Annotated in this window: 10 protein-coding genes; 9 read left to right on the plus strand and 1 reads right to left on the minus strand. The window is 65.8% G+C overall.

Annotation, left to right across the window (positions count from 1 at the left end; genetic code table 11):
- Positions 1–70: 70 nt before the first annotated feature.
- On the plus strand, positions 71–814 hold the full coding sequence (locus ACNJX8_RS00305; protein ID WP_439359218.1) for a nucleotide-binding protein: 744 nt from the start codon (positions 71–73) through the stop codon (positions 812–814).
- Between the two features lie 275 nt (positions 815–1,089).
- On the opposite strand, the gene mutM is transcribed toward ACNJX8_RS00305, so the two are convergent.
- Positions 1,090–1,995 (minus strand): bifunctional DNA-formamidopyrimidine glycosylase/DNA-(apurinic or apyrimidinic site) lyase, encoded by a 906-nt coding sequence (mutM, locus tag ACNJX8_RS00310; protein ID WP_128930408.1) that lies wholly within the window; start codon positions 1,993–1,995, stop codon positions 1,090–1,092.
- Between the two features lie 81 nt (positions 1,996–2,076).
- On the opposite strand from mutM, the gene ubiE reads away from it, so the two are divergent.
- The 8 genes from ubiE (at position 2,077) to ACNJX8_RS00350 (ending at position 12,004) form a co-directional block, all read left to right on the plus strand.
- Positions 2,077–2,838, plus strand: a complete 762-nt coding sequence (ubiE, locus tag ACNJX8_RS00315) for a bifunctional demethylmenaquinone methyltransferase/2-methoxy-6-polyprenyl-1,4-benzoquinol methylase UbiE (protein WP_439359219.1) — start codon at positions 2,077–2,079, stop codon at positions 2,836–2,838.
- Positions 2,835–4,409 carry a 2-polyprenylphenol 6-hydroxylase gene (ubiB, locus tag ACNJX8_RS00320; protein ID WP_439359220.1) on the plus strand — a complete coding sequence of 525 codons (1,575 nt, stop codon included), beginning with the start codon at positions 2,835–2,837 and terminating at the stop codon, positions 4,407–4,409. Before ubiE ends, ubiB begins: the two co-directional genes overlap by 4 nt.
- Before the next feature lie 56 nt (positions 4,410–4,465).
- Positions 4,466–5,917 carry a bifunctional phosphopantothenoylcysteine decarboxylase/phosphopantothenate--cysteine ligase CoaBC gene (gene coaBC / locus ACNJX8_RS00325; RefSeq protein WP_439359221.1) on the plus strand — a complete coding sequence of 484 codons (1,452 nt, stop codon included), beginning with the start codon at positions 4,466–4,468 and terminating at the stop codon, positions 5,915–5,917.
- Positions 5,914–6,372 carry a dUTP diphosphatase gene (gene dut, locus ACNJX8_RS00330; protein WP_439359222.1) on the plus strand — a complete coding sequence of 153 codons (459 nt, stop codon included), beginning with the start codon at positions 5,914–5,916 and terminating at the stop codon, positions 6,370–6,372. The genes coaBC and dut overlap by 4 nt, the downstream gene beginning before the upstream one ends.
- 356 nt (positions 6,373–6,728) lie before the next feature.
- On the plus strand, positions 6,729–9,233 hold the full coding sequence (locus ACNJX8_RS00335; RefSeq protein WP_439359223.1) for a PAS-domain containing protein: 2,505 nt from the start codon (positions 6,729–6,731) through the stop codon (positions 9,231–9,233).
- The gene (tsaE, locus tag ACNJX8_RS00340) at positions 9,230–10,750 is read left to right on the plus strand and encodes a tRNA (adenosine(37)-N6)-threonylcarbamoyltransferase complex ATPase subunit type 1 TsaE (protein WP_439359224.1); all 1,521 of its coding nucleotides are present in this window, start codon (positions 9,230–9,232) and stop codon (positions 10,748–10,750) included. Before ACNJX8_RS00335 ends, tsaE begins: the two co-directional genes overlap by 4 nt.
- A gap of 89 nt (positions 10,751–10,839) precedes the next feature.
- Positions 10,840–11,157 carry a PilZ domain-containing protein gene (locus ACNJX8_RS00345; RefSeq protein WP_091883010.1) on the plus strand — a complete coding sequence of 106 codons (318 nt, stop codon included), beginning with the start codon at positions 10,840–10,842 and terminating at the stop codon, positions 11,155–11,157.
- Between the two features lie 124 nt (positions 11,158–11,281).
- Positions 11,282–12,004, plus strand: coding sequence for a nucleotidyltransferase family protein (locus tag ACNJX8_RS00350; RefSeq protein WP_439359225.1), 723 nt, complete (start codon positions 11,282–11,284; stop codon positions 12,002–12,004).
- Positions 12,005–12,101: the final 97 nt, after the last annotated feature.

The raw sequence follows: 12,101 nt of genomic DNA on the forward strand, positions 1-12,101 counted from the left end.
TCAGCATCGAGATCGATGCACGTTCGCGTGGCGTATTCCTGACCCAAGCATTCCAAAGGATTGATCTTCAATGCACACGATCGTACTGGCCACCCAAAAGGGTGGCAGCGGCAAGAGCACGCTTGCCATCGGCCTCGCGCTCGCAGCTCAGCAGGCCGGCTTCACCGTCCGCCTGATCGAGACCGACCCGCAGGGCACCCTGTCCAACTGGCAGCGCCGCCGCACCACGGATGATCTCGTCGTCGAGCCGATCTATCACGCCGCCGACATCGCGCCGCGCCTGAAAATGCTGGCCGACAGCGGCCTTCAACTCGCGATCGTCGACACCGCGGCCGGCCTTAGCGCCGCCACCACCGCCGCGATCCGCCATTCCGATCTCTGCCTGATCCCGGCCCGCCCGAGCGTCGCCGACATCGAGGCGACCGCTTCGACGCTCAGCGTCGCGCGCGCCTGGAAGCGGCCCTTTGCCTTCGTGCTGAACCAGACGCCGATCCGCGGCCAGCGCATCGACAATTCCGCCAACACCCTCGCCGAGGAAGCCGCGCTCGATCTTGCCGAGGTGCTCGCGCGTCCGCTGATCGTGATGCGCAACGATCACCAGGACTCACTCGCGAACGGTCTCGCGGTCAGCGAATTCGCGCCGAACGGCAAATCGGCAGACGAGATCCGCGGCCTCTGGCAGTGGATCGAGACCCGGCTCGAACTCTCCACCACGACCCATCTGCTGGCCAGCCAGATGATGTCGGCTGCGGACGGCATGCTGCATGTCAGCGCCGAGCTTTCGGCGGACGAGACCAAGATACTGGCGTCCTGAGCGGGGCGATCGCTCGGACGGCAGCGGGCTCTTCACTATCCGGTTGAAGAGCCCAAGCGATGAAGCAACCCGGCCACCAGCCCGGCGGGGTTGCTTCGCTTCTTTTTTGGGGGACAGGCTCGACCTACCCGTCATTGCGAGCGAAGCGAAGCAATCCAGAGTACCTCCGCGGTGACAGTCTGGATTGTTTCGTCGCAAGAGCTCCTCGCAATGACGGTTGCGGTAGGCATATCGGCTAGCAGAAACTCACCTTCTGTCGGCCGCTCGCCTGATCCTCACTTCTGACATTTCGGACACCAGAAGGTCGACCGACCACTCTGCGTAAACCGCTTGATGGTGCCGCCGCAGCGCGGCGTCGTGCATTTCTCACCCTCGCGGTCATAAACCCTAAACGAATGCTGGAAATAGCCGAGCTCGCCCGAGGTCTGGCGGTGATCGCGCAAGCTGGAGCCGCCGGCCTTGATGGCATCGTTCAGCACGGTGTGGATCGCGCCGACCAATCGCTTGGCGTGGTCCGTCGGCTCGCCGCCGGCAACGCCCTTGCGTTGTCCGGCCTTGGTCGACAACGTCGCGGCGATCCGGCGCGGCGACAGATGCGAGCGGTGCAGCGCCTCGCAGACATAGATGTTGCCGAGCCCCGCCACCACGCGCTGGTCGAGCAGCGCCGCCTTCAGGCTGGTGGTCTTGCCGGCACAGGACCGCGCCAGCATCGCGGCGTCGAACTCGTTGCCGAGCGGCTCGGGACCGAGCCCGCGCAGCAGCGGCTCTTCATCAAGCGCAGCGCGCGCAATCACTTTCATGTATCCGAAGCGGCGCGGGTCGTTGAAGACGATGTCGGCGCCCGAGGACATCCGAAACAGCACGTGGTCATGCGCTGAGTCCTTGCCGCGGGGATAGTGAAACGCGCCGGGCGCGGCATCGTTGTCCGGCTTGATGACGCGGAACGAACCCGACATGCCCAGATGCATCAGGAGCACGTCGCCGGAGGCGAGATCGGCCATGAGATATTTTGCGCGGCGGCCGAGCCCGGTGACGACCTGCCCCTTGAGCCGCGCCACGAAGTCCGGCTGGAACGGAAAGCGCAAATCCGGCCGCCGGGCCTCGGCGTTGAGGATTTTCGCGCCCTCCATGACGGGCTGAAGGCCGCGGCGGACGGTCTCGACTTCGGGCAATTCAGGCATGGTCGGGCATTCACCTTATGAGGGCGGTGTGATAGCGCCATTGCGGCGGGCGCGCTATGGTCCGCCTCGTGGAGTAGAGTAATGGATCGGCCGGGCGAAACCACGCATTTTGGCTTCAGGGACGTCCCCTTAGGGGACAAGCAGACGCTGGTGAACGATGTGTTTCACAGCGTGGCCTCGCGCTATGATTTGATGAACGACCTGATGTCCGGTGGCCTGCACCGGGTCTGGAAGGACATCATGATCAACGCGCTCGACCCGCCGAGGAACGACCGGCCGTTTGCGCTGCTCGACGTCGCCGGCGGCACCGGTGACATCTCGTTCCGTGCCGCCAAGGCGGCAGGCTCCGGCTTCCATGCCACCGTCTGCGACATCAACACCGACATGCTCGCCGTGGGCCGCGAGCGCGCCATGAAGCGGCATTTCGAGACCCGGGTCGATTTCGTCGAGGGCAATGCCGAAGCGCTCGCCTTCGCCGATCGCAGCTTCGATGCCTATACGATTGCCTTCGGCATTCGCAACGTGCCGCAGATCGACCTTGCGGTCCGCGAGGCCTATCGTGTGCTCAAGCCCGGCAGCCGTTTCCTATGCCTGGAATTCTCGACCGTCGAGATGCCTGGCCTCGATCGCCTCTATGACTTGTTCTCGTTCAAGGTGATCCCGCCGCTTGGCCGCATGGTCACGGGCGACGCCGAGTCCTACCAGTACCTGGTCGAGTCGATCCGCAAGTTTCCAAAGCCAGGCGTCTTCGCCGACATGATTCGCGACGCCGGCTTTTCCCGCGTCAGCTGGCAGACGCTCAGCGGCGGCATCGTCGCACTGCATTCAGGCTGGCGTTTGTGATCTCTGCCATTAGCCACATTGCGCGCCTGACCCGCGCCGCGTTCGTGTTCGCGCGCGAAGGCGTGTTCGGCTCGGTCGATCGGAGCCTGGTGCCGCCGCCGGGACAGCTCGCGCTGAAGCTGGCGCGGCTCGTCGAGCGGCGCGGCGTCAAGCACGGTCCGCGGATATCGCGCGCCCTCACCCGAATGGGCCCGGCCTATCTCAAGCTCGGGCAATTCCTGGCAACACGCCCCGACGTCGTCGGCGTCATCATGGCGCGCGACCTCGAAAGCCTCCAGGACCGCCTGCCGCCATTTTCGCAAGCCGAAGCGGAGGCGGCGATCACGACGTCGCTGGAACGGCCGCTAACGGATGTGTTTGCGAGCTTCGGCCCACCGGTCGCCGCCGCCTCGATCGCGCAGGTGCATCGCGGCGAAGTCCTGCGCGACGGCATCCGCAAGCCGGTCGCGATCAAGGTGCTCCGGCCCAACGTCGCCGCACGTTTCCGCCGCGACCTCTCCGACTTCTTCTTCGTCGCGCACAAGGCCGAAGCCTATTCTTCCGAGGCACGGCGCCTGCGCCTCATCGAAGTCATCAACACCATGTCGCGCTCGGTCGCGATGGAGATGGATCTGCGGCTGGAGGCCGCGGCGCTGTCGGAGATGGCGGAGAACACGCGCGACGACCCTGATTTCCGCGTGCCGATCGTCGACTGGGATCGCACCACGCACAACGTGCTGACGATGGAGTGGATCGACGGCATCGCGCTGAACGATCACAAGCGCCTTGCAGAGGCGCAGGTCGACCTGCCCGATCTCGGCCGCAAGGTGATCCAGAGCTTCTTGCGGCACGCGCTGCGCGACGGCTTCTTCCACGCCGACATGCATCCGGGCAACCTGTTCCTGGATGATACCGGCCGTCTCGTCGCGGTCGATTTCGGCATCATGGGCCGGCTCGGCATGAAGGAGCGGCGCTTCCTCGCCGAGATCCTGCTCGGCTTCATCACCCGCGACTACCGCCGCGTCGCCGAGGTGCATTTCGAGGCGGGCTATGTGCCCGCGCATCATTCGGTCGAGAATTTCGCGCAAGCGATCCGCGCCATCGGCGAGCCGATCCACAACCGCACCGCCGAGGAGATCTCGATGGCGCGGCTGTTGACGCTGCTGCTCGAGGTCACCGGCCTGTTCGACATGAGGACGCGGCCCGAGCTGATCCTGCTTCAAAAGACCATGGTCGTGGTCGAGGGCGTGGCCCGCGGCTTCGATCCCAAGCTCGACATCTGGAAGGTCGCGGACCCCGTGGTGCGCGAATGGATCGAGCGCAATCTCGGGCCGATCGGCCGGGTCCAGGGCGCGCTGGCGGGGACCGGAGACATCGCGCGCGTGCTGATGCGCCTGCCGGAGATCGCCGAGCGGTCGGTGAAGGTGCTGGAGCAGCTCGAGACCATGACGCGGGAGGGCATAGGGCTGTCGCCGGAGAGCATCGCCGCGATGGGCCGCAGCGAGAGCCGCAAGAACCGCGGGCGCACCGTGGCGCTCTGGATCATCGCCGCGACCTTCATCGGCATCCTGATCGCCGTCCGGAATCTGTGATTGCACTGCAATCACACGAATGATAGCATCGCGATCATTTCGTGCTGGAGGGCGTCATGGCGAGCCTGACCATCCGCAAGCTCGACGACGCAGTCAAAACCTATCTGCGGCTGCGCTCGGCCAAGAACCACAGGTCGGTCGAGGAAGAGGTCCGGGTCATCCTGCGGGAGCTGATCGAGGGCCGCGAGGAGCCCCTGACGCCGTTTGCGGTGCCGCCTGCGGCAGTCTCAGCCCCGACACCCCAACGTATCAGCGCCGCTGCCGAGGCCAGCGTCACCCTGATCATCGGCGGCGGCATCGCAGCCTACAAGTCGCTCGACCTGATCCGCAGGCTCAAGGAACGGCGCGTCGAGGTCCGCTGCGTGTTGACCAAGGCAGCGCAGCAATTCGTCACGCCACTGGCGGTGAGCGCGCTGTCGCATGAGCGCGTGTACACGGACCTGTTCGACCCCCAGAGCGAGTTCGACGCCGGCCACATTCGCCTCGCGCGCGACTGCGACCTGATCGTGGTGGCGCCGGCGACCGCCGACCTCCTGGCCAAGATGGCGAACGGCCATGCCGACGATCTCGCCAGCGCCATCCTGCTCGCGACCAATCGCAAGGTGCTGCTGGCGCCGGCGATGAACCCGCTGATGTGGAACAACGCGGCGACGCGCCGCAACGTCGCGCAGCTCCAGCGCGACGGCGCGGTGCTGATCGGCCCGAATTCCGGCGAGATGGCCGAGGCCGGGGAGGCCGGAACCGGCCGCATGTCGGAGGCGATCGAGATCGCCAATGCCGCCGAGCGGCTGCTGCGGCCGCCGGTGCCGCGCCCGCTCGCCGGCAAGCGCGTGCTGATCACCGCAGGACCCACGCACGAGCCGATCGATCCGGTGCGCTACATCGCCAACCGCTCTTCCGGCAAGCAGGGCTTTGCCATTGCCGCCGCCGCCCAGGCCGCCGGCGCCGAGGTGATTTTGGTGAGCGGCCCGGTCGATCTCAGCGATCCCCAGGGCGTCACGGTGAAGCACGTCGAATCGGCGCGGCAGATGCTGGAACAGGTGCAGGCGGCGCTTCCCGCCGACATTGCGATCTTCGCCGCCGCCGTCGCCGACTGGCGCGTCGCCAACGAGGGCGAGCAGAAGCTGAAGAAGACGTCGGCCGGCATGCCACCGCTTCAGCTGGTCGAAAACCCCGACATCCTCGCCACCATCTCCAAGCTGACCGACAAGCGCCCGCCGCTGGTGATCGGTTTTGCCGCCGAGACCGAGCACCTCATCGACAACGCCAAGTCAAAACTCGCGCGCAAGGGCTGCGACTGGATCGTCGCCAACGACGTCTCGCCGGCCACCGGCGTGATGGGCGGCGACCGCAACACTGTGCACCTGATCAGTCGCAAGAATGGTGAGAAGAATGGCGAGATCGCAGTTGATTCCTGGCCGGTGATGACCAAGGAACAGGTCGCCATCGAACTGGTCGCGCATGTCGCAAGGAGCGTGGCCGACAAATCCCGGGAGCCGGCATCTTGAGCACCAAAGTCACGGTCGAACTGCAACGCCTCGCCCACGCCGAAGGCCTGCCGCTACCTACCTATCAGACCGCCGAGGCCGCCGGCCTCGATCTGATGGCTGCGGTTCCGGACAGCGAGCCTTTGACGCTCGCGCCCGGCCAATACGCGCTGGTGCCGACGGGCCTCGCAATCGCCTTGCCGCCGGGCCACGAGGCCCAGGTGCGGCCGCGCTCGGGGCTTGCCGCCAAGCACGGCGTCACCGTGCTGAACTCGCCGGGCACGATCGACGCGGACTACCGCGGCGAGATCAAGGTGATCCTGATCAACCACGGCCAAGCCCCCTTCGTGATCAAGCGCGGCGAGCGCATCGCGCAGATGGTGATCGCGCCCGTGGTGCAGGCCGCGCTGGTTCCCGTGGCCACCTTGTCGACAACCGATCGAGGCGCCGGCGGTTTTGGTTCCACCGGCCGCTAGTTCTTCACCTCTCCCGCTTGCGGGAGAGGTCGGCACGGAGTGCCGGGTGAGGGCTCTATCCTCTGGGGGAATGTCCCATTGTCGAGACACCCTCTCCCCAACCCTCCCCCGCAAGCGAGGGAGGGAGCGCACCTTCATCGAGGCAAGCACTCCGCATTGCCCCGCTAACGCGCGACAGCTCCAGCCGAATCACCCGAAGAACTACGTGCGTTGGAACATCGTGCCCGGCATTTTTGGGGGGCCGCCATTGCGTTCACGATCTGGACTCTTACCGCCGGAGTCGCGGTGAGGGTATTGTCTTTTGATTCGCGCGCGACGGGTCGCCGCGCGCAAATCCGTGCGATCTTGGGGCAACTATGTCAGGCGTGATCGTGTCGATGCGTCGGACGCTGTTGTCGTGCACATCGTTGGCGCGCAACGGCTTGTTGGGGAGCGCTTTCGCGGCGCTGCTGCCGGCTGCGCCGGCTGAGGCCGCCGACCTCGTCGACACTCTCTCCATCATGCTGGATTTCAACCGGCAGGAACTCGCGGTGCTCGCCACCGCGCTGGCCTTGCTCGGCTTCTCGGTGGTGGCCGCGATCCTGTTGATGCGCACGCGCGTGCGCACGGCGGACAACGAGGCGCGGCTGCGCGCCCGGATCGGGGAACTGCAACTCCAGGCCGACCGCTTCGGCGCGCTGCTGTTCGCCGAGCCGCAGGTTCTGATCTCCTGGCCGGCCGGCGACAACCGCGCGCAGATCTCCGGCGACATCTCGATGGTGCTGCCGCGCGATTCCTCGCCGCAGCGCGTGCTCGCATTCGGAACCTGGCTGCCGCCGGAACCGGCGCTGCAGATGGATCACGCCGTCGATGCGCTGCGCCAGCACGGCGACGGGTTCCAACTGACGCTGACCACCGCGCATGGCCATACGCTGGAAGCCATCGGCCGCGCCATCGGCGGCCAGGCCATTGTCAGGATTCGCGAACTCTCCGGGCTGCGGCGCGATCTGGCCGAGACCAATCTGCGTTACAAAGCGCTCTCCGACGAGACCGAGATGCTGCGCGGCTTCGCCGCTGCTTCTCCCTGGCCGATCTGGGCCAAGGGCGAGAACGGCGCACTGACCTACGCCAATCCCGCCTATGTCCGCGCGACCGAGGCGAACAGCGTCACCGATGCCCAGGAGCGCAAGCTCGAGCTGCTCGACAGCGCCGACCGCACCGCAATGGACCGGGGACTGAAGGACGCCGCCAACTTCAACTCGCGGCTGCCGATCGTGATCGGCGGCGAGCGGCGCATGTATGACGTGCGCGCGGTCAATGTCGGCAGCGGCAGCGTCGGCGTCGCCATCGATGCCAGCGAGGCAGATGCGCTGAGCTCGGCGCTCGTACGCATGGCGGAGGCACATCGCCGCACGCTGGACCAGCTCTCCTCGGGCGTGGCCGTGTTCGACGGTCAGCGCCGCCTTGCCTTCTACAACGATTCCTACCGACGCCTGTGGGACCTCGACCGCACCTTCCTCGACGCCAACCCTGATGATTCCAGCGTGCTCGACCAGCTCCGCGCCGCGCGCAAATTGCCGGAGCAGCCGGACTTCCGCGCCTGGAAGGCCAAGCTGCACGAGGCCTACCGCGCGGTCGAGACCGCCAAGGACACCTGGTTCCTGCCCGACGGCCGCGCCCTCTCGGTCGTCACCACGCCGAACCCGGAAGGCGGCGTCACCTATCTGTTCGACGACGTCACCGAGAGCCTCGACCTCGCCCGCCGCTTCGACGGCCTGATCCGCGTGCAGCGCGAGACGCTCGACAGCCTCGCCGAAGGCGTCGCGGTGTTCGGCAGCAACGGCAAGGCGCAGCTGTTCAACCCGGCCTTCGTGCGGATGTGGAAGCTGTCGAGCGATGCCATGCGCGGCGAGCCGCATATCCAGACGGTCGAAGGCTGGTGCCATCAGCTGTTCGACGACCCCGGCGTCTGGCGCCAGATCCGCGAAGCCATCACCTCGATCGAGAACCGCGCCGACATCCCGCTCAAGCTGGAACGCAAGGACGGCAGCGTGCTTCATGGCATGATCCGCCCGCTGCCTGACGGCGCGACCATGTTGACGTTCCAAGACATTACCGACACCGAGAATGTCGAGCGCGCGCTGCGCGAGCGCAACGAGGCGCTGGAGGCCGCCGACCAGATGAAGGTGGATTTCGTCCACCACGTCTCCTACGAGCTGCGCTCGCCGCTCACCACCATCATCGGCTTCGCGCATTTCCTCAGCGATCCCTCAACCGGGCCGCTGACGCCGAAGCAGGCCGAATATCTCGACTACGTCACCAAATCGACCAACGCGCTGCTGGCGCTGACCAACAACATCCTTGATCTCGCCACCATCGACGCCGGCGCGATGAAGCTGGAACTCGGCCCGGTCGACGTCAGCAAGACCATCGAGCTCGCCGCCGAGGGCATCCAGGACCGCCTCGCCACCGACCGCATCCGCCTCAAGGTCGAGATCGCGCCCAACATCGGCAGCTTCATCGGCGACGAGAAGCGCGTGGTGCAGGTGCTCTATAACCTCCTCGCCAACGCCGTCGGGTTTTCTCCACAGGATTCCACCGTCGGCATCAGCGCACGCCGCACCGAACGCAGCGTGGTCTTCACCGTGACAGATTCCGGGCCTGGAATACCTGCCGACATGAAGGACAAGGTGTTCAACTGGTTCGAAAGCCGCTCCCAGGGCTCGCGTCACCGCGGCGCCGGGCTCGGCCTGTCGCTGGTGCGCTCCTTCGTCGAGCTGCATGGCGGCAAGGTGCGGGTGGATTCGATCGTCGGGCGGGGCACGGTCGTGATCTGCGATTTCCCGACCGACCAGGCGGCGCATCGCGACGCCGCCGAATGACCGAACCAACCACATTCTCCGTCGCGCTCCACAACGAGACGGCCACTGCGCAATTGATGGCCGACCTCGCGCTGCTGGTCGGCCCGGGCGATGTCATCACGCTCACCGGTGATCTCGGCGCCGGCAAGACCGCGGCCGCCCGCGCCATGATCCGCTATCTCGCCGGAGACGATGCGCTGGAAGTGCCGAGCCCGACCTTCACGCTGGTGCAGGGCTACGAGCTGCCGCCGTTTCCGGTGATGCATGCCGACCTCTACCGTGTCGAGGACGAGAGCGAGCTCGAGGAGATCGGACTGTCGCCGCTACCGGACGCAACTCTGGTTCTGATCGAATGGCCAGAGCGTGCGCCGTCGGCGATGCCGAAAGATCGCATCGACATCGCGCTGACGCACCGGCCGGCGCTGGGCTCGAATGCACGCGCGGCCGACATCACCGGTTACGGCAAGGGTGCAGCGCAAGTCGCACGGCTGAAGGCGCTGCGCGAATTCCTCGATGCATCCGGCTATATCGACGCGACGCGACGGCGCATGAATGGCGACGCCTCGACGCGCTCCTATGCGCGGCTGATCCGTGACGACGGCGTCGTCATCCTCATGAACTCGCCGCAGCGCCCGGATGGCGCGGCGCTCTATGACGGCAAGTCCTACAGCGCCGCGGTGCATCTTGCGGAAAACATAAAGCCGTTCGTTTTCATGGACGAAGGTTTACGCGTGGCGGGAATCTCAGCGCCCGCGATCCACCATTTCGATCTCGACCACGGTTTTCTGATCTCGGAGGATTTCGGCAGCGAAGGCGTGATCGAAGGCGATCCGCCGCGCCCGATCGCCGAACGTTATGAAGCTGCGACCGACGTGCTGGCCATGCTGCACAGCAGGACGTTGCCGGGGACGCTGCGGCTGGCGGACCAGACCTACACCATTCCTGTCTTCGACATCGAGGCGATGCTGATCGAGATCGGGTTAATGCCGGAATGGTATCTGCCCGATCGCAACGCGCCGCTGAGCGAGGAGGCGCGCGCGGAGTTCTTCGCGATGTGGCGCGAGCTGCTGAAGAAGCCGCTGGCGGCGCCGCGGACGTGGATCATCCGCGACTATCACTCGCCGAACCTGATCTGGCTCGGCAATCGCACCGGCATCGCGCGCGTCGGCGTGATCGACTTCCAGGACGCCGTGCTCGGTCCGCAATCCTACGACGTGGTGTCGCTGCTCCAGGACGCCCGCATCGACGTGCCGGAAAGCCTCGAGCTGACGCTGCTGTCGCGTTACATCAAAGCGCGCCGCGCGGCTGATGCGAGCTTCGATGCGGCCGGATTCGCCGAGCTCTACGTCATCATGTCCGCGCAGCGAAACACCCGCCTGCTCGGCACCTTCGCCCGGCTCAACCGCCGCGACGGCAAGCCGCATTATCTGCGTCACCAGCCGCGGATCTGGACCTATCTCCAGCGCTCGCTCGCGCATCCCGCGCTCACCGATCTGCGCGAGTGGTATCTCGCCAACGTCCCGCCGCCGCAGCCCTAGTCCGGGGCCCGATTTACCGGCCGTTAGCCAAGATGTCGCTATTCTGGCGGCGAGGCAGCCGGATCGTCACGGGGCTGGAGCAAGGGCAGATGGCGGCGAAAGCGGATCAGCGCGGAAATAACCGGGTCGTTTTCGAGCGCGGGGTTCCGGCCCAGATGATGGGCATCGATGGCACCTGGCGGCGCGACTGCACCATGGAGGACGTCTCCGAGACCGGCGCCAAGCTGACCATCGACGGCTCGGTTGAGGGCCTGCACCTGAAGGAATTTTTTCTGCTGCTGTCGTCCACCGGACTTGCGTACCGGCGCTGCGAGCTGGCCTGGGTCAATGGCGACCAGATCGGCGTCAATTTCCTCAAGCTCGGCGACAAGAAGAAAAAGGCGCGCTCCACAGCCATCGGGGCGTAACGGCAACACTCGTCGTATAACCGTCACGGCGGGCGATTAAGGCGGTTGGGATGCGGTGCGGCAGGCCGAGGCTCATGCTAGGATTGCCGCGAAAGCGAAATAAAGGGATTTGAGAAAGCGAAGAATGTCCGTCAAACCGACCAAAGCCATGGTGCTTGCCGCAGGGTTCGGCCTGCGCATGCGTCCGCTGACGGACAAGATGCCGAAGCCGATGGTGCCGGTGGCTGGCCAGCCACTGCTCGACCACGTGCTCGACAAGCTCGGCCAAGCCGGTGTGACCGAGGCGGTGGTCAACGTGCATTACCTGCCCGATCAAATCATCGATCACACCGCATCGCGCCAATCTCCGCGCGTGATCATCTCCGACGAACGCGACCAGGTGCTCGGCACCGGCGGCGGCGTGGTCAAGGCGCTGCCGCTGCTCGGCGATGCGCCGTTCTTCCACGTCAATTCCGACACGTTGTGGATCGACGGGGTGCGCTCCAACCTGACGCGGCTTGCGGAAAACTTCGACCCCGCGCGCATGGACATTCTGCTGCTGATGGCGCCGACCGCGACCAGCATCGGCTATAGCGGCCGTGGCGATTACGGCATGCTGCCCGACGGCGCCCTGCGCAAGCGCAAGGAGAAGGAGGTCGTTCCGTTCGTCTATGCCGGCGCGGCGATCATGTCGCCCGCGATCTTTGCCGATGCGCCCAACGGCGAGTTCTCACTGACAAAAATGTTCGATCGCGCCAATGAGCAGGAGCGGCTTTTCGGCCTGCGCCTCGACGGCGTCTGGATGCATGTCGGCACGCCTGATGCCGTGCATGCGGCGGAAGAGGCGTTTCTGGAGAGCGTGGCGTAAAGGCGCCTCGAAGACGGTGCCGTAGGGTGGGCAAAGCAAAGCGTGCCCACCAATCAAGCCAAGACTCGAAGTTAGTATGGTGGGCACGGCGCAAGCG

Origin of the sequence: Bradyrhizobium sp. SPXBL-04, assembly GCF_051853035.1 — a bacterium.
GTDB lineage: Bacteria > Pseudomonadota > Alphaproteobacteria > Rhizobiales > Xanthobacteraceae > Bradyrhizobium > Bradyrhizobium zhanjiangense.